This is a genomic window from Campylobacter sp. CFSAN093233, assembly GCF_011068165.1.
Lineage (GTDB): Bacteria > Campylobacterota > Campylobacteria > Campylobacterales > Campylobacteraceae > Campylobacter_D > Campylobacter_D jejuni.
The window spans coordinates 241,919-257,967 of the sequence record NZ_JAAMWY010000005.1 but is presented as its reverse complement, the minus strand read 5'-3'; the positions used below and the strand labels follow the sequence as shown (position 1 = coordinate 257,967).

At 29.1% G+C, this 16,049-nt stretch carries 22 protein-coding genes; 15 read left to right on the top strand and 7 right to left on the bottom strand.

The features are described 5' to 3' along the window. Positions 1-51: 51 nt before the first annotated feature. The 10 genes from FBF15_RS04170 (at position 52) to rpsR (ending at position 6,782) form a co-directional block, all read left to right on the top strand. On the top strand, positions 52-1,140 hold the full coding sequence (locus FBF15_RS04170) for a CinA family protein (RefSeq protein ID WP_002867182.1): 1,089 nt from the start codon (positions 52-54) through the stop codon (positions 1,138-1,140). Positions 1,141-1,151: 11 nt separating this feature from the next. After that, positions 1,152-1,577 carry a GNAT family N-acetyltransferase gene (locus tag FBF15_RS04165; RefSeq protein ID WP_002777060.1) on the top strand — a complete coding sequence of 142 codons (426 nt, stop codon included), beginning with the start codon at positions 1,152-1,154 and terminating at the stop codon, positions 1,575-1,577. Between the two features lie 63 nt (positions 1,578-1,640). After that, complete coding sequence (locus FBF15_RS04160) at positions 1,641-2,261, top strand: NAD(P)H-dependent oxidoreductase (protein ID WP_002852938.1); 621 nt, start codon at positions 1,641-1,643, stop codon at positions 2,259-2,261. Next, the gene (locus FBF15_RS04155) at positions 2,261-2,866 is read left to right on the top strand and encodes an NAD(P)H-dependent oxidoreductase (RefSeq protein WP_002867183.1); all 606 of its coding nucleotides are present in this window, start codon (positions 2,261-2,263) and stop codon (positions 2,864-2,866) included. The genes FBF15_RS04160 and FBF15_RS04155 overlap by 1 nt, the downstream gene beginning before the upstream one ends. 125 nt (positions 2,867-2,991) lie before the next feature. Continuing rightward, the gene (pgsA, locus tag FBF15_RS04150; protein WP_002853053.1) at positions 2,992-3,528 is read left to right on the top strand and encodes a CDP-diacylglycerol--glycerol-3-phosphate 3-phosphatidyltransferase; all 537 of its coding nucleotides are present in this window, start codon (positions 2,992-2,994) and stop codon (positions 3,526-3,528) included. Next, a complete protein-coding gene (gene rseP / locus FBF15_RS04145) occupies positions 3,525-4,631 on the top strand; it encodes an RIP metalloprotease RseP (RefSeq protein ID WP_002867184.1) in 1,107 nt (368 codons plus the stop codon). The genes pgsA and rseP overlap by 4 nt, the downstream gene beginning before the upstream one ends. Next, positions 4,624-5,490 carry a VirK family antimicrobial peptide resistance protein gene (locus tag FBF15_RS04140; RefSeq protein ID WP_165434580.1) on the top strand — a complete coding sequence of 289 codons (867 nt, stop codon included), beginning with the start codon at positions 4,624-4,626 and terminating at the stop codon, positions 5,488-5,490. The genes rseP and FBF15_RS04140 overlap by 8 nt, the downstream gene beginning before the upstream one ends. An 86-nt stretch (positions 5,491-5,576) precedes the next feature. Next, a complete protein-coding gene (rpsF, locus tag FBF15_RS04135) occupies positions 5,577-5,954 on the top strand; it encodes a 30S ribosomal protein S6 (RefSeq protein ID WP_002853062.1) in 378 nt (125 codons plus the stop codon). A gap of 8 nt (positions 5,955-5,962) precedes the next feature. Then, on the top strand, positions 5,963-6,511 hold the full coding sequence (locus FBF15_RS04130; protein ID WP_032591511.1) for a single-stranded DNA-binding protein: 549 nt from the start codon (positions 5,963-5,965) through the stop codon (positions 6,509-6,511). A gap of 10 nt (positions 6,512-6,521) precedes the next feature. After that, on the top strand, positions 6,522-6,782 hold the full coding sequence (gene rpsR, locus FBF15_RS04125; RefSeq protein WP_002853032.1) for a 30S ribosomal protein S18: 261 nt from the start codon (positions 6,522-6,524) through the stop codon (positions 6,780-6,782). A gap of 59 nt (positions 6,783-6,841) precedes the next feature. Here the strand turns inward: rpsR and lon are convergent, their stop codons facing one another. Continuing rightward, on the bottom strand, positions 6,842-9,217 hold the full coding sequence (gene lon / locus FBF15_RS04120) for an endopeptidase La (RefSeq protein WP_002885146.1): 2,376 nt from the start codon (positions 9,215-9,217) through the stop codon (positions 6,842-6,844). Positions 9,218-9,233: 16 nt separating this feature from the next. Then, positions 9,234-9,881 (bottom strand): outer membrane protein assembly factor BamD, encoded by a 648-nt coding sequence (locus FBF15_RS04115; RefSeq protein WP_012006727.1) that lies wholly within the window; start codon positions 9,879-9,881, stop codon positions 9,234-9,236. Between the two features lie 160 nt (positions 9,882-10,041). Here FBF15_RS04115 and fliW point away from each other — a divergent pair, with 160 nt between their 5' ends. From fliW to FBF15_RS04090, 5 genes are read left to right on the top strand one after another with little or no spacing between them, the layout of a single operon-like run. Beyond that, the gene (gene fliW / locus FBF15_RS04110; protein WP_002852982.1) at positions 10,042-10,431 is read left to right on the top strand and encodes a flagellar assembly protein FliW; all 390 of its coding nucleotides are present in this window, start codon (positions 10,042-10,044) and stop codon (positions 10,429-10,431) included. Beyond that, the gene (locus FBF15_RS04105; protein WP_165434579.1) at positions 10,431-11,162 is read left to right on the top strand and encodes a pyrroline-5-carboxylate reductase; all 732 of its coding nucleotides are present in this window, start codon (positions 10,431-10,433) and stop codon (positions 11,160-11,162) included. Before fliW ends, FBF15_RS04105 begins: the two co-directional genes overlap by 1 nt. Next, positions 11,159-11,461, top strand: coding sequence for a type II secretion system protein (locus tag FBF15_RS04100; protein ID WP_002853046.1), 303 nt, complete (start codon positions 11,159-11,161; stop codon positions 11,459-11,461). Before FBF15_RS04105 ends, FBF15_RS04100 begins: the two co-directional genes overlap by 4 nt. After that, positions 11,458-12,120: a hypothetical protein gene (locus tag FBF15_RS04095; RefSeq protein WP_165434578.1), complete on the top strand. Its 663-nt coding sequence runs from the start codon at positions 11,458-11,460 to the stop codon at positions 12,118-12,120. The genes FBF15_RS04100 and FBF15_RS04095 overlap by 4 nt, the downstream gene beginning before the upstream one ends. After that, complete coding sequence (locus FBF15_RS04090) at positions 12,117-12,569, top strand: hypothetical protein (protein ID WP_011989916.1); 453 nt, start codon at positions 12,117-12,119, stop codon at positions 12,567-12,569. The genes FBF15_RS04095 and FBF15_RS04090 overlap by 4 nt, the downstream gene beginning before the upstream one ends. On the opposite strand, the gene FBF15_RS04085 is transcribed toward FBF15_RS04090, so the two are convergent. The 5 genes from FBF15_RS04085 to FBF15_RS04065 are packed head-to-tail and all read right to left on the bottom strand — an operon-like array spanning position 12,566 to position 16,048. Continuing rightward, positions 12,566-13,195, bottom strand: a complete 630-nt coding sequence (locus tag FBF15_RS04085; protein WP_002859147.1) for a uroporphyrinogen-III synthase — start codon at positions 13,193-13,195, stop codon at positions 12,566-12,568. The two genes, FBF15_RS04090 and FBF15_RS04085, sit on opposite strands and share 4 nt — an antisense overlap. Next, entirely contained in the window at positions 13,173-13,805 is a 633-nt protein-coding gene (gene thiE / locus FBF15_RS04080; RefSeq protein ID WP_002852670.1) for a thiamine phosphate synthase, read from the bottom strand. Before thiE ends, FBF15_RS04085 begins: the two co-directional genes overlap by 23 nt. Next, on the bottom strand, positions 13,795-14,607 hold the full coding sequence (gene thiD, locus FBF15_RS04075) for a bifunctional hydroxymethylpyrimidine kinase/phosphomethylpyrimidine kinase (RefSeq protein ID WP_165434577.1): 813 nt from the start codon (positions 14,605-14,607) through the stop codon (positions 13,795-13,797). Before thiD ends, thiE begins: the two co-directional genes overlap by 11 nt. Further along, complete coding sequence (locus FBF15_RS04070) at positions 14,604-15,290, bottom strand: endonuclease III domain-containing protein (protein ID WP_165434576.1); 687 nt, start codon at positions 15,288-15,290, stop codon at positions 14,604-14,606. The genes thiD and FBF15_RS04070 overlap by 4 nt, the downstream gene beginning before the upstream one ends. Beyond that, positions 15,287-16,048: an ATP-binding protein gene (locus FBF15_RS04065; RefSeq protein ID WP_002852748.1), complete on the bottom strand. Its 762-nt coding sequence runs from the start codon at positions 16,046-16,048 to the stop codon at positions 15,287-15,289. Before FBF15_RS04065 ends, FBF15_RS04070 begins: the two co-directional genes overlap by 4 nt. Position 16,049 lies beyond the last annotated feature (1 nt).

Genomic DNA, 16,049 nt, shown 5'->3' with positions numbered 1-16,049 from the left:
TTAATTTCTACTTTGTTTTTGGCTATAATTATAAGAAAAAAAGGAAAATTTATGAAACATTTGCTTTATCTTATAGGAGATGAGCTTACTATAAACGAAAAATTCAAAAATTATATTTATAGAACTTATGAAGAAAAATTTAAAGAAATCAACGAAATTCGCATACAAAATAAAACCGATAAAGATTTACCTTTTTTACTTGAAAATCTCTTAAATCAGTATGATTTTATCACTTTATTTACAAGCTCTTTGCATTATGCGACTGTTGCTAAAATTTTAGCAACTTTAAATGATGATAATCTTATCTTAAAAGATGATACCTTGGTTCCAGATAAAGCAGAATTTAGTAAAAATAGCTTTGTGTGTAATTTTTCAAATTCAAAAATTAATGTCGTTAAAATAAATCCAAGCGAAAAATTACCCAATCTTCTTGGGCATATAAAATTAAATTTTGCATATTTTTGCATTTTTGGCATGGATGATGAAAGCGCTATATTGCTACTGCAAACCCTAACAAAATCTTATGAGATAAGTATAAAATCAACCAAGCTTTTAGATAATCTTGTGCTTATTAAGGCCACTTGCGCTAATTTTGGAAAACTTGATGGTTTTTTAAATAGCGTAAAAAATCTTTTTGGACAAAAGGTATTTTTAGGTAAAGATCCCATACATTTTATAAGCTCTAAACTTTTAGAAAAAAAATTAAAAATTTCTTTTGCTGAAAGTTGCACAGGTGGACTTTGTGCAAGTACCTTAACCAAAATTTCAGGTGTAAGTGAAATTTTTGAAGGTTCTATTGTAAGTTATTCCAACCGCATCAAACACGAATGGCTTGGAATTAGCGAAAGCGTCTTAGAAAATAATGGCGAATACAGTGAACGTTGTGTTTATTTTATGCTAAAAGGTATTTTTAAAACAGCTAATCCTGATTTTGCCTTAGCTGTTAGCGGAGTAGTTGGCGAAAAAGATGAGGGAAAAATAAAATCAGGCACTATTTATATAGGTGCAATGTTTAGAGATGGAACTTTTATCCAAGAAACGCTTTATTTAGATGGAGATCGTGAATTTATGCAAGAACAAGCTGTTTTGGCAACTTTTTGCTTACTTTTAAAATTAAAACCTGAAATTTTTGAAATTTAAGGGATTTAAAAATGAAAGAAATTAAGCTAAAAGAAGACTTGGAAAAAATTTATCCCTTGATAAAACAATTAAGAAATAACCTATCTTTGAAAGATTTTTTAGACAAAATCCAACTTGCTACACAAACTCAACATTATAAACTTTTTGCCTATGAAAATGAGGGAAGCTACAAAGCAGCTTGTGGAGTCATGCCCTTTAATGTACTTTATCATAATCATTGTCTTTATATTTGTGATTTTGTCGTAGATGAAGCTTTAAGAGGAAAAGGTATAGGTCAAGCTTTTTTGAAAAAAATCCAAATTTGGGCAAAAGATCAAGGATATGAAGAATTAGAACTAAGTTCAAGTTTTTTTAGAACACAAGCTCATGAATTTTATATCCAAAAAATGGGTTTTGAAAAATCCGGTTTTGTTTTTAAGAAAAATATCAAACTATAATATTTTTTGATTAAGCTTTGCATTTTATAATTAATATTATTATTTTTGATTTTAAGGAATAAAATGAATTTTAAAGAACTAATTTCAAAACGCAGAGCTTGTAAACTTTTTAATGATAAAAAAATCAATGAAAAGGATTTGCATTTTATCTTAGAAAGTGGAGTCTTAGCCCCAAGCTCACATGGATTTGAGCCTTGGAAATTTGTAGTATTAGAACAAAAAGAACACAATCTTAAACTCTCAACCCTATGTTACAATCAACAAAATGTAGCAAGTGCAAGTCATAATATTATTTTTCTAGCAAGAAAAGATCTTCAAAGCAAAGATGAATTTGCACAAAAACAAGTGCGTCGTTTCTCAGGTTCTAGCGAAGAAAATTTTCAAAAAATTTTAGAAATTTATACTCATAAAACCAATGCAATGAATGATAATGAACTCTATCATTATGCACAACTTCAATGCTATCTTGCTATGATGCAAATGTCACTAGCTGCAATGAGCTTAGGTATTGATTCTTGCATGATAGGTGGCTTTGAAAAAGCTAAGGTTGATGATTTTCTTAATTTAACTTATCCTTTTGAAACTGCCGTAATTTTATCCTTAGGATATAAAGCCCACGAACCAAAATATTCTACTCAACGCTTAAATTTTAATGAAGTCGTCGAATTTTACAAGGAAAAATAATGAAAAAAGAACTTGAAATTTTTAGCACAAGATATTCTTGTAGAAATTTTAAAAATGAAAAACTCAAAAAAGAGGATTTAAATTCTATTTTAGAAATAACAAGATTAAGCCCCAGTTCCTTAGGACTGGAACCTTGGAAATTTATAGTAATGCAAGATGAGAAAAGAAAAGAAGAACTTTCTAAAATTTGCAACCAACAAAAACATGTAAAAGATTGCGCTGCATTAATTATCATCATTTCAAGACTTGATTTTTTAGATTATTTTGAAGAAAAACTTAGAAAAAGAGATATGAGTGAAACAGAAATTCAAAAACGCTTAGATGCTTATATGCCTTTTTTAAAATCTCTGAATCAAGAACAAAAAATATCTTATGCAAGAGAACAAGCTCATATAGCTCTAGCTAGCATACTTTACAGTGCTAATGCTTTAAATATAGCAAGTTGCACTATAGGTGGTTTTGATAAAGAAAAGCTTGATTCTTATTTATCACTTGATATTCAAAAAGAAAGATCAAGTTTGGTGGTAGCTTTAGGATATTGCAACGATGAAAAAAATCCTCAAAAAAATCGTTTTAGTTTTGATGAAGTTGTAAAATTTATTTAAATTTTGCTTTTAAGCAAAATTTAAATAAAAATAAACTGATTCTTTTTTTGTATTTTTACTAAGTCTTTGCTTAAATTTTATACAATTTTGATTATAATTTTACATTTAATTTCACAAGGCTTGTTATGAATTTACCCAATATCTTGGCGATTTTTAGAATGGTTTTAGCGCCTTTGCTATTTTTTTTATTAATTCATCATTTTGAAAATATTCATCAAAGTTGGATTAACTATTTTGCTGCTTTAACTTTTTCATTAGCAGCTTTAAGTGATTTTTTTGATGGATACATCGCAAGAACTTGGAAACAAACTACAAAACTGGGTGGAATCTTAGATCCATTAGCCGATAAAATGCTTGTTTTAGCAGCTTTTTTAGGGCTTTTACTTACAGGAAAAGCTAATGAATGGGTAATTTATATTATACTAGTAAGGGAATTTTTTATCACAGGTTTTAGAGTTGTAATGATTAGCGAAAATTTAAATGTCAATGCTTCTTTTGCAGGCAAACTTAAAACCGCTTTTCAAATGACTGCGATAGGATTTTTAATCATGGAGTGGATAGGCGGTGAAATTCTACTTTACATAGCTTTGATTTTAACTCTTTATTCTGGATTTGAATACATCTATACTTATATAAAAGCTCAAAAAAAAGGAGAAAAATGAGATCTTTATTATTTTTAATTGTTATTTTGATTTTGGGAATTAAATTTTATTCTATTGAATTTTTAGCAACTGTTTTAGTCATCTCATTTTTAATTTTCTTTCACGAATTAGGACATTTTTTGGCTGCAAGATCTTTGGGTGTAAAAGTTGAAGTTTTTAGTATAGGATTTGGAAAAAGTCTTATAGAGCGTGAATTTAAAGGCACAAACTATCGCTTAAGCACTTTACCACTTGGAGGATATGTTAAACTTAAAGGACAAGATGATATGCGTCCTGGTTTTGAAAATCTAGACAAAGATAGCTATAGCATTTTAAGTCCTTTAAAAAAGATTTATATTCTTTTTGCTGGACCATTTTTTAATCTAATTTTAGCTTTTTTTCTTTATATTATCATAGGAAATTTAGGTCTAAACAAACTTGCTCCGCAAATAGGAAACATAGCGTCAAACTCTGCTGCACAAGAAATAGGACTTCAAAAAAATGATACTATCTTAGAAATTAACGGTATAAGAATTCAAACCTTTGATGAAATTTCAAAGCATTTAAGTTTAGATCCTTTGAAAATATTAATCAATAGAGAAGGAAAAAATTTAGAATTTATTTTAACTCCAAAAATAGGACAAGGATACAATGACTTTGGACAAATCGTTGAAAAACCTCAACTTGGAGTCAGTCCAAATGGGACAAGCACTCTTGTAAAACACCAAGGTTTAGAAAGTTTTAAATATGCCGCACAAGAAAGTTTTCAAGCTTCTACACTCATCATCAAGGGTATTGTAAAACTCATAAGTGGTGAAGTTGAAGCAAAAAATTTAGGCGGTATTATCACCATGACTGAAATTACCTCAAAGGCTGCACAAAATAGCTTTACTTTGCTTTTATTTATCACTGCTTTAATTTCTATAAATTTAGGCATTTTAAATCTTTTACCTATTCCTATGCTTGATGGAGGACATATACTTTTTAATCTTTATGAAATGATTTTTAGACGCAAAGTTCCACAGCGTACTTTTGAATATTTAAGCTATACAGGCATGGCAATACTTTTAAGTTTAATGCTCTTTGCAACTTATAATGATATATCAAGGATTATAGGTGAATAAAAAATTTTCCTACCCTATTCCAAATTTTACTGATAGAAGAAAAAGTATAATCTTTTGGCGCTATTTGCGTTTTCAAGCAAGAAAAATTTTATATTTTCCTCAAGTAAGACTTCTAGAAAAAACGCTTAATAAAGAAAAAAATAAACATTTAAAAGACTTTTTCTCTCAAAGACCCTATGCTTGTTACAATACTACAAGAAGATTTTGCGATAAAAGTTTTAAAGCAAATGAACGTGTTAAAACACTTATTTATGATGTTGATAAGGGACTCGCTTGTTTTAAATTTCTTCCCGAGGAGCAAATAATTTTTTCTTTTGATGAAGATTTTGAGCTTTTTTTAGGATATAACTATAATGTTTGCGAAGAAGGTTTTTGGGCTTTTTCTTTAAAATTTAAAAAATACACAATCTTACAATGTAATTTTTGCTTTACTTTAGAAAACAATCTTCTACTTTCTTGTATACAAGGACATAAATACAAAGATTTTAATATTTTAGAAATTAATAAAATTTTAACTAAAAAATGTCATGGTTTGCGCCCTGTTGCTTTACTTATAGAATGCTCTAAGATGCTTTGTGAAATTTTAAAACTTCAAACTACTTTAGGTGTACATGAAAAAAATCAAATCCGTTCTCAAAAAGGAAAAGAAAAAGGCTATTTTGTAGATTATCAAAAAATTTGGCTAGAAAATGGTGGAGAATTAATAAAAATCAATAAACACAAATACTATAAACTCCACCACTCTCAAAAAAACCTAGAAGAAATCCCTTCGCAAAAACGCTCCATGTATAAAAAACGTTTTGCTATGCTTGAAGAAATCAAAACAAATTTAGATAAAACCTTAAGTATTCAAGACTAATTAAGTATATTTTGATATAATCTAGTCTTGCTTTATGCAAAATCCTTGCTCATAAAAATGGGCTTTAACATCCATAAGGAGAAAAGATGAAACATTATGAGGTTTTATTTATCTTAAAACCAACACTTACTGAAGAGGAAGTGAATGCGAAGTTGGAATTCGTTAAAGAAGTCCTAACCAAAAATAGTGCAGAAATTGAAACTGTTGTTCCAATGGGTACTAGAAAATTAGCGTATAAAATCAAAAAATACGAAAGAGGAACTTATTTTGTGATTTATTTCAAAGCTCCTACAAACTTGATCGCTGAGCTTGAAAGGGTGTTAAGAATCACTGAAGAAGTAATAAGATTTTTAATCGTAAAATATGAAAATAAAAAAGAAATTGCAGCTTGGGAAAAACTAAGCCACGGGATTAAGCAATCTAAAAAAGAAATTAAACCTTTAGATGCTCCTGAAATTCAATAAGGAAAAAGATGTTTAACAAAGTTGTTTTGGTTGGAAATCTTACACGTGATATAGAAATGCGTTATGCACAAAGCGGTAGTGCTATTGGAGCTTCCGCTATAGCAGTAACAAGAAGATTTACCGCAAATGGAGAAAAAAGAGAAGAAACTTGCTTTATTGATATAAGCTTTTATGGTCGCACCGCAGAAGTTGCAAACCAATACCTTACAAAAGGTTCAAAAGTACTCATAGAAGGACGTTTGAGATTTGAACAATGGAGTGATCAAAATGGACAAAATCGCTCTAAACATAGCATTCAAGTTGAAAATATGGAAATGCTTGGCAATTCCAATGCTCCACAACAAGGTGGTTTTGGCAATAATAGCTTTTCAAACAACAATTATAGTGGAAACTATGAAAATCAAAGCTATGATCCTTATATGAGTGAAAATCAAAATTTTAATAAAGCAAAAGCAAACCCTACTCCACAAAGAAACCAAAACCCACAACACGAAGAAAAATTAAAAGAAATTGATATCGATGCTTATGATAGCGATGATACTAATTTACCATTTTAAAGGATAAACTATGGCAGAAAAAAGAAAATACTCTCGCAAATATTGCAAATACACTGAAGCAAAAGTTGAATTTATTGATTATAAAGATACAGCAATGTTAAAACATGCTTTATCTGAAAGATTTAAAATCATGCCACGCCGTTTAACAGGCACAAGCAAAAAATACCAAGAAATGGTAGAAGTTGCAATCAAACGTGCAAGACATGTAGCTCTTATCCCTTATATAGTGGATAGAAAAGAAGTAATCAATAATCCTTTTGAAGGACTATAATCTTTTAAAGCAAACTTGTAAAAAGTTTGCTTTCTTATACATTTATTCTCAAAATAAAGTTAAACCAAAGTATATTCTAAAACATCACTGAAAGTATCAACAGCAATGATTTCCATATTGTCTCTAACCTCACTAGGAATATCTTTTAAATCTCTTTCGTAATTTTTTCTTGGAATTAAAGCTGTTTTTATATCTGCTTTATAAGCTGCAATTAATTTTTCTTTTAATCCGCCTATTGGTAAAACTTTTCCTTTTAAATCTATTTCACCCGTCATTGCAACATCTGCTTTAACCTTTTTATCACTAAAAATAGAAGCAATAGCTGTGCTTATCGTAATACCTGCACTTGGGCCATCTTTTGGAGTAGCTCCATCTGGCACATGTATATGAATATTATAACTATCATAAACATTAACTTTAGGATCAATAATTATTTTTTTAGGTATTTTTATTTTTCCTTCATCGATTAAAACTTTTATCATGCTAAAAGCAATTCTAGCTGATTCTTTCATTACATCACCCAAACTTCCTGTGAGCGTTAATTCTCCTTTACCTTTAATTTTTACAGCCTCTACTTTTAAAACATCTCCACCTACGCTTGTCCAAGCCAAACCATTGACCTGACCTACTTGATTTTCTCCATTATTTTTTTCTATTTCAAAAACTTTTTTATCTAAAAATTCATTCAAATTTTTTGTATTAATAATGACTTTTTTAATATTTTCTAAAAGTAGTTTTTTAGCACTCTTACGACACAACTCTGCCACTTTGCGACGCAAATTTCTAACTCCTGATTCACGAGTATAATCGCTAATGATTAGCTCTATAGTTTCATCATCAATAAATAATTCATTGGATTTTAAGCCATGTTTTTTAAGCTCATCTGGAATTAAATATTTTTTCATTATATGAAATTTTTCACTTGGAGTATAAGAGCTAAGTTCTATAAATTCCATTCTATCTCTTAAAGGTGCAGGAATATTGCTAATATCATTTGCCGTTGCTATAAAAATGACTTTACTTAAATCAATATTAAAATTTAAATAATAATCCCTAAATTTAGAATTTTGCTCTGGATCTAAAATTTCTAAAAGCACCGCACTTGGATCGCCTCTAAAACTGCGATTTAATTTATCAATTTCATCCAATACAATTACAGGATTAATTTGTTTTGCCTCTATGAGTCCTTGAGTAATACGTCCAGGCATAGCGCCTATGTAAGTTCTACGATGACCACGCAGCTCATTAACATCTTCAAGTCCACCTAAGGCTATACGAATAAGCTCTCTTTTTAAAGCTTTTGAAACAGAATTTGCCAGTGAAGTTTTACCCACGCCAGGAGGCCCATAAAGACAAAGTATAACTTTAGCACCATCTTTTTCTGCTATTTTTCTTTTTTCTAAAAGCTCCCTAACTGCAAAATATTCTTCTATGCGTTCTTTTGGTTTATTTAATGCATAATGATCATGGTTGAGCTGTTTTGAAACTTCCTTAATATCAAGTTTTTTCTTAGAAATTTTTTCAAAAGGAACATCTAATGCTGTTTCTATGTAAGTTTGAATCATCGATGCTTCGGAATTATCTTGATGAATGCGTTCGAATTTTTCAATTTGTTTTTTGATTTCTTTATAAGCGTCTTCGTGCATAAATTTCTTCTTTAACTCCAGACGCTTTTGATACTCTCTAACCTCATCTTCTTTTTGCGTATCAGAACCAAGCTCTTTTTGAATTTGTCTTAATTGTTCTTTTAAAAAATATTCTTTATTTACCTTATCAATACGAGAATGTACTTTATTTTTAATTTCTTTTTGAATTTTATTAGCTTCTATTTCTTGAGCAATTAAATCTATTAATTTTACTAATTTTTGCTCAAGATCTGTTAAAACAAAAAACTCATAAGCAACTTGTTTTTTAATACGCACAGTATTTAAAATCAAATCGCAAATCCTAGATGCATCAAAACCTTCTTCAATTGTTCTTAAAAGATCTGGAGAAAAATAATGACTAATATTTGCCAAATTTTTTACTTTCTCTTTTAAAACTTCAAGAAGTGCTTCTTTTTTAGTTCCTTCTAAAAAGTCTTCTTTTATAAGTTCTATCTTGGCTTCTAAAGGTTTATTAGAAATTTGCTCTATAATTTTACCCTTGGCATATCCTTGAAAAAGTATTTTCACTCTTCCATCAGGCAAAGGAACTTTTCGCATGATAGTCCCAATCACTCCGCAATTATAAATTTCATCAAAATTTCTTCCATTTTCCAACTTTGAAGGTGCAACAAAAAGCATGCTATCATTTTTAATCGCGAGATCTAAAGCTTTCATATTGGATAAATCGTTAATAAAAATAGGAGTTATCATAAAAGGATATAAAAATAATTCATCTTCAACCAATACTGGTAAATTTGCTGGATAATTTTGTATCTCTTCAATCTGCATTTATTTTCCTTGTTTATTAAAATCTTTCAAATATACTTCTATACCAAGGAAGCTCAGGTTTGATAATACTTTGCTGGTAAAATTCACTTTCTTGAAGTCTTTGTTTATAAATTTGTGCACTTTCATCATGCCCTATGCGCTGGTATAGATTTTCTATAGTACTATTAAGATAAAAAACCGCTAAATTAAATTTTGTAAGCATTGTTTGAACCAAAGGTTCATATTCTGTATAAGGATAATCTTTCAAAAAAGTATCTATTTCTTTTTGGCTTTCAAGCATTAAAGCCTGATTACGATTTGGCACTGCAAATGCATCAAATTTTGCCTTAATTTTAAGATAACGAATATAATCAGCATTGCGTGAATTTCCAAATTTTTTATTATATTCATCTAAATAAAATTCAGCTAACTTATATTCCTCTTCATCCATATGAGCTTGTGCTAAAATAATTAAAGTAGTTTCTAATAAAGGATCGGCAACATGCTCACTTGCCATACCATTATAATGATCATCAGCTTTTTCCAAATCCTTGTCCTGCAAATCTTTAATAATTTGCTTATACCACTCACTAGCACTAAGATTGTATAAACCTTCATCATTTTTCGTACTACACGCACTAAAAAAAATACTTAAAAAAACCAATAAAAAAATACCTTTTTTCATACTTCACCTTGATTTATATTCTCAAAAATATATATTTTAACGATTTTATAATTATGTTCTTCTAAAATTATAATAAAATTAATTAAATAATTTAAAATTTTGGAATGATTATTGCTTATTTTATGTTAAAATATTAAACATTATAACTTGAGGAGAAAACATGACCCTAGCTGTTAAATGCCCTATCTTAGGTTTTGAAGAAACCAAAAATATGGAATTTTCAACTATCGATGAAGTATTTGTAAGACTTAAAAGTCTTGATGGTAAAGACTTTTCTTTTGTTTTAATTAATCCTTATTTGATTAGACCTGATTATGAATTTGATATACCAACTTATTATCAAGAGCTTCTTTCTTTAACACCTGAATCTAATATGAAAATTTTTAATATAGTAGCCATAGCAAAAAGCATTGAAGAATCGACAGTGAATTTTCTAGCTCCAGTAGTCATTAATCTTGATAATAATACTATGGTACAAGTGATACTAGATACAGTTAATTATCCCGACTTTTTTCAAGCTGATCAAATTGCTAATTATATTAAAAAATAATGCTCTATATACTTGCAAATGGATCTATGGCAACAGCCTTAGCCTATGGGTTAAAAGATGATTATGAAATTTGTATAGTAGGAAGAAGTATAGAAAAACTTCAAGCCCTCGCCAAAGAAGGCTTTAAAACCTTACTTTACGAAGATTTTAACATAGAAGGTAAAGATGTTATTTTAGCATTTAAACCTTATGCTTTAGAAAATATTGCTCAAATGCTAAAAGGACAAGCACGTATCTTAATCTCTGTTTTAGCCAATGTTGATTTTGAAAAACTACAAACCATCAAAGCTCAAAATTATGTTAGAATAATACCCAATACAGCAGCTAAATACAAGGCTTCAACCACACCATATATACTTAAAAACTCTCATTTTGAAAATGAAATTTTAGACATTTTAAAAACTTTTGGCTCGGCTTATAAATTAGATAATGAAATACAAATGAATGCAGCTATGGCGATTAGCGGCTGCGCTCCTGCTTTTTTAGCACTTATAGCAGAAAGCATTGCTAATGCTGGAGTTTATGAAGGTTTGTCAAAAGAACTTAGTCTCAATCTTACGCGCTCTTTATTTAAAAGCTCTAGTGCTTTACTAGAACATGAACATCCAGCTATTATCAAAGAAAATATTTGCTCCCCTGGCGGAGTTACAATAAAAGGCATAAAAATACTCGAACAAAAAGGAATTCGCGGAAGTTTTTTTGAAGCCATAAATGCTAGCAGCGCTAAATGAAAAAGGCTTTCATACTTATAGAAAGCATTAGTGCTATAACGATCATATCTTTAATTTTCATTGGCATTTTTTATTACTATATTCAACTTTACAAAAACTATGAAAATTTAAATATTTTTGAAAGACTCTATAAACTTCAAGAAGAATTATATGAAAAGCCTATTTTTAAAACCATCATACTTCAAACTTCAGCCTTAAAACCTATAGTTTTACAAGAACAGTTTGTTAATGACGGTATATTTCAATTTCAAAAATTATACTTTCAAGATCAAAATTATAGCGTTTATTTTAAAGAATGAGCAAAGCTTTTACACTTTTTGAACTTATAATATCACTAATACTTTTTACTTTTATAACTAACTTACTTTCAAAACCTTTAATGGATTTTTATCATTTAAATTTTACTGCTTTACATACAAACAATCTTATCACTCAAACACATTTAAACTTGCTTAAAATAGAAAAATTAATACAAAATTGTATTAATATTACATTTTCACAGAATACATTAAAATGTCTTTTAAAAGATGAGTTAATTAGCCTAAAAGATAATAAACTTTATCTTATTAATTCTGCTCTTATTTTAGAAAATAATCATACACTTTATTCACCTCATTCTGATTTTAAAACACAACTCCAAAATAGAAAAGATTTATATAACGACAATGAACATATTAGCTATGCTTATAAAATTAATAAGATTGAAAAAATATCTATCTTGGAAAATGGTATATCTGCAAATTTTACAGGCAGTTTTATTCCTTTGCAAGCTCAATTAGTTATCAAATTGCAAAATGAAGAACTTATATATGAAATAAAGCCAAAATTTAATGAACAATTAAGCCAACAAGGATTGATTTCTAAAAACATAAGCTCATTTAACCTGCAAAACAATAAATTAAAAATTTGTCTAAAAAGACAAACAAAATATTGTCTTAAAAAAAGAATTTTACTATGAAAAAAGCTTATGTTTTAATTTGGACAATTTTTTTAATACTACTAATAAGTCTATGGATGAGCTTGACCTTAAACATATCCAGCTATACTCCAAAAATAATCCAAGATAGTTATTACTACCTTCAAGCTCAAATTTTAAGTCATAATGCAACACAATTTTCTAAATATTTTTTATATCAAGCAAGGCAAGAAAATAAAGAATGTTTAGATAATATATATTTTAATTACACAAAAGCTTTGATTAAAATAAAATATTTTTATCCTATTGCACAATGTGTTAATTTTAAATTTTCCAACTTCAATCCCGATGCAAATTTAAACAAAGATGGTGTTATCATAGCCCACATTAGTATTGCTTTAAATCGTGATAAAAACGTCAATGATGAAATTTTACTCACAAAAAGCATTATTATTTATCCCAAAGAAAATTTTTGGAATTTAAAAAATTAAACCAAAGTCTTAGCGAGCTTAACACAGTCTAAAAGACTTTGATTTTCGCATATATAAAGATTTTTAAAATTTAAAAGCTTCTTTGCTGTGCTTTGCCCTATAACTACAACCTTATCTTCTTCTTTTAAGCTATAAAATTTTAAAAAATTTTCTACACTTAAAGGAGAGGTGAATATAAAAATAGCAGGATAGATAAGCTTTTTGTCGCCTTTTTTAAAAACATTTTCATAAACAATCATTTCATCTAAATCCACACCTACATTTTTAAGATCCAAATTTAAAGTTGAAACAATATTTTTAGCCCTTAAATACAAACATTTTTGCATTTTTAACTCCTCTTTAAATTCAAGAAAAAGATCTTTTCCATAAGCCTTTGATGGAATTTTAATCTTTTTAAAACCTAAATTTTTAGCGTATTGAGCTGTACTTTGTCCCACAGCGTATAAATTGAGTTTGAAATTTAAAGTGATTTTTGCATGTTGTAAAGCTTTTAAAGCATTTTTTGAAGTGCAGATTAAAGCATCATACAAACTCAAATCCACACTAAAATCATAAAAAACAATCTCATTTAAAATAAGATTTTCCACCCCTTCAAAAGGAGTTTCATTTAAGAGATAAATTTTCATAGATTTTACGCTTTAGCTCTTTAGCTGCCAAAAAAGCATCTTTAGCATCCATGATCGCCCTAACCACAGCCACACCGCTTAAATTTATACCCTTTAACTCAACAAGTGCTTCTTTGTCAATCCCACCTATGGCTACAACCCCTATAGGGCTTTTATCACAAATTTGACTTAAAAGCTCAAGGCTTAAAAGCGAACTTTCTTTAGTAGGCGTTGCCTTAATAGCTCCACAACCTAGATAATTTACTCCTTGTATAAACTCAAGTTGTTCTAACTTTTTAAGACTTAAGCCTATGATTTTTTCATCTCCTAAAAGCTTTCTAGCTAATTTTGCTTCTAAATCTTCCTGTCCTAAATGCACCCCATCAGCATCTAAGGCTAAAGCTATATCCACCCTATCGTTAATCAAAAAAGGTATTTTATAAGACTTGCAAAGTTTTTGCACCTTTAAGCCTAGTTTATAAAATTCTCTTGCATTAAGCTCTTTTTCACGAAGTTGTATGATACTTACTCCGCCTTTTATAGCATTTTCTAAAGTATTTAAAAAACACTCCTCGCTTTTATTTCCCTTAGTAGCAACCAAATAAAGGCTAAGATCTAATTTATTTTTCATCTAGAAACTTGAAAAAATGATTTGTAGGACCACAACCTTTTCCAAGATTAAGTGAATAATAAATCGCATTTCTTACATACTCTTTAGCTTCACTAACAGCGTGAAATAAATCCTTGCCTTTAGCTAAATTACTAGCAATAGCCGAAGAAAGCGTACAACCTGTACCGTGAGTATTTTTAGTTTCTATGCGTTCGCCTTTTAAAATATAAATTTCTTTTCCATTATAAAGCACATCATTGGCATTTGCTTCACTATGTCCGCCTTTAAGTAAAACTGCCTTAGCCCCCAAGCTGCATAAATGCTTAGCTGCTTTTATCATCTGCTCTTCATTAGTGATCTTAAAACCACATAAAAACTCTGCTTCAGGAATATTAGGAGTAAGAATGTCTGCAAATTTTATTATAGTTTGTTTGAAAAAATCACAATTTTCTTGCGGCATTAAAGCATGGCCATTTTTGGCAAACATTACAGGATCAATAACTACATTTTGAGGTTTAAACTCGCTTAAATTTTTAGCTACACAGCTCATTAATTCACAAGAACCTATCATTCCGATTTTAGTTGCCTTTGGCACTATATCTTCAAACACGGCAAGCATTTGTTCATCCACGCTTTGAGTAGGTATATCGTGTACAGAAATCACCCTTGCGGTATTTTCAGCTACCACACTTAAAACCACACTCATACCAAAAAGATTGTGTGCACTAAAGGTTTTAAGATCGGCTTGTATCCCTGCTCCACCACTACAATCACTCCCTGCTATAGTTAAAACAGGTATAAGTTCACTTCCTTTTGCTTTCATAAATCTTCCTTTAAAATTTTGATCCATTCTTCACCCTTAGGGCTTAATTTTTGTCCTTTAAAACTCTGTTTTGCAAAAGCTACAATCAAAGCATGAAAAATTTGATAAAGTTCGTAAAGTTTGCATTTTTTTCCTAAAATTTTATACAAATTTTCTTGCTCACTCTCTATGTCACTTTGAAAAAATTCTCTTAATTCTTCATAATTTTCAAACTCATAACCTAAGTAAAAAGCCAAACGCAAACTATAATTATCTACAACCAAAATCTCTCTTTTGCAAAGATAGTTTAAAATACTATCAACGCTTTCAAAACCTAAACCTTTGATATTTAAAAGCCATTCTCTGCTTGCATTTGTTTTAAAATTTTCTAAATTTTCATAAGTGTTTATGATACTTTCTACCAAACCTTTTAAACGCTTAGTTTTGGTATTATAAAATCCGCTAGGCTTAATTAAAGTTGCAAGTTCTAAATTGGATAAAGTATTGATTTGTTCTAAGCTTGCAATATTTTCTTTTTTTAAATTTTCTAAAGCTTTTAAGACATTTTTCCAATTTGTATTTTGAGTTAAAACGACAGAAATTAAAAGCTCAAATTCACTCAATCCTTGATTTTCAAGCCAATCAAAATCATGATAATTTAAATCCAAATTTAAAAGCTTGGTAAAAATTTGTGCTCCAGTCATTTAAAATTCTCCTTAAAAGCTAAATAAAATTGCTTTGCGGTACGACCACTTCTACTTGCTCTTAGAGTAGCAAATTCTTTAGCTTTAGCGTGCAAAAGCTCTTTATCACAAGAATAATCTTTAAAATAAAAATCTATCATCTTTAAATACTCTTCTAAATTTCCCTGATAAAAACTTAACCACAAACCAAATCTATCACTCAAACTTAATCTTTCTTCAGCAGCATCGCTTAAATGAAGTTCTGTATGTGTGATTTGCGTATCAAGATTATCAGTAATGCTTTCACTTAATAAATGCCTACGATTTGAACTCGCATAAATAATTACATTATTTGGGGCTTTTTCTATGCTTCCCTCAAGTAAAGGTTTTAAAAATTTATAACTATCATCTCCCTTTTCAAAAGAAAAATCATCACAAAAAAGTATGAATTTAAAATTTTCTAATCTGATTTCATCGATGATATCTGCTAAGGCAAATAAATCTTCTTTATTTAATTCGACAAGTCTTAAGCCCTGTTCTTTAAATTCATTAAATATAGCTTTAATTAAACTTGATTTTCCAGTGCCCTTAGATCCCCATAAAAGTGCGTGATTTGCTCCCTTATCTTGAATGAAATTTAAAGTATTTTCATAAAGTGCTTTTTTTTGACTTTCCATACCTACTAAATCTTTTAAAGCAATAGGATCGATTTCAAAAATAGGCTTTAAATAATCTTTTCTTGCTCTATAAATTGCTGCATAAGTTTTATTCCAATCCATT

Bases quoted from the DNA above. Each gene is read 5' to 3' on its own strand.
- pgsA (WP_002853053.1), top strand. From the start codon at position 2,992: ATGAATTTACCCAATATCTTGGCGATTTTTAGAATGGTTTTAGCGCCT.
- lon (WP_002885146.1), bottom strand. From the start codon at position 9,217: ATGCAGATTGAAGAGATACAAAATTATCCAGCAAATTTACCAGTATTG.
- fliW (WP_002852982.1), top strand. From the start codon at position 10,042: ATGACCCTAGCTGTTAAATGCCCTATCTTAGGTTTTGAAGAAACCAAA.
- FBF15_RS04085 (WP_002859147.1), bottom strand. From the start codon at position 13,195: ATGAAAATTTATCTCTTAAATGAAACTCCTTTTGAAGGGGTGGAAAAT.
- FBF15_RS04065 (WP_002852748.1), bottom strand. From the start codon at position 16,048: ATGGATTGGAATAAAACTTATGCAGCAATTTATAGAGCAAGAAAAGAT.
- FBF15_RS04105 (WP_165434579.1), top strand. From the start codon at position 10,431: ATGCTCTATATACTTGCAAATGGATCTATGGCAACAGCCTTAGCCTAT.
- FBF15_RS04165 (WP_002777060.1), top strand. From the start codon at position 1,152: ATGAAAGAAATTAAGCTAAAAGAAGACTTGGAAAAAATTTATCCCTTG.
- FBF15_RS04170 (WP_002867182.1), top strand. From the start codon at position 52: ATGAAACATTTGCTTTATCTTATAGGAGATGAGCTTACTATAAACGAA.
- rseP (WP_002867184.1), top strand. From the start codon at position 3,525: ATGAGATCTTTATTATTTTTAATTGTTATTTTGATTTTGGGAATTAAA.
- rpsF (WP_002853062.1), top strand. From the start codon at position 5,577: ATGAAACATTATGAGGTTTTATTTATCTTAAAACCAACACTTACTGAA.
- FBF15_RS04130 (WP_032591511.1), top strand. From the start codon at position 5,963: ATGTTTAACAAAGTTGTTTTGGTTGGAAATCTTACACGTGATATAGAA.
- FBF15_RS04115 (WP_012006727.1), bottom strand. From the start codon at position 9,881: ATGAAAAAAGGTATTTTTTTATTGGTTTTTTTAAGTATTTTTTTTAGT.
- FBF15_RS04160 (WP_002852938.1), top strand. From the start codon at position 1,641: ATGAATTTTAAAGAACTAATTTCAAAACGCAGAGCTTGTAAACTTTTT.
- rpsR (WP_002853032.1), top strand. From the start codon at position 6,522: ATGGCAGAAAAAAGAAAATACTCTCGCAAATATTGCAAATACACTGAA.
- FBF15_RS04090 (WP_011989916.1), top strand. From the start codon at position 12,117: ATGAAAAAAGCTTATGTTTTAATTTGGACAATTTTTTTAATACTACTA.
- FBF15_RS04155 (WP_002867183.1), top strand. From the start codon at position 2,261: ATGAAAAAAGAACTTGAAATTTTTAGCACAAGATATTCTTGTAGAAAT.
- FBF15_RS04100 (WP_002853046.1), top strand. From the start codon at position 11,159: ATGAAAAAGGCTTTCATACTTATAGAAAGCATTAGTGCTATAACGATC.
- thiE (WP_002852670.1), bottom strand. From the start codon at position 13,805: ATGAAAAATAAATTAGATCTTAGCCTTTATTTGGTTGCTACTAAGGGA.
- FBF15_RS04070 (WP_165434576.1), bottom strand. From the start codon at position 15,290: ATGACTGGAGCACAAATTTTTACCAAGCTTTTAAATTTGGATTTAAAT.
- FBF15_RS04095 (WP_165434578.1), top strand. From the start codon at position 11,458: ATGAGCAAAGCTTTTACACTTTTTGAACTTATAATATCACTAATACTT.
- thiD (WP_165434577.1), bottom strand. From the start codon at position 14,607: ATGAAAGCAAAAGGAAGTGAACTTATACCTGTTTTAACTATAGCAGGG.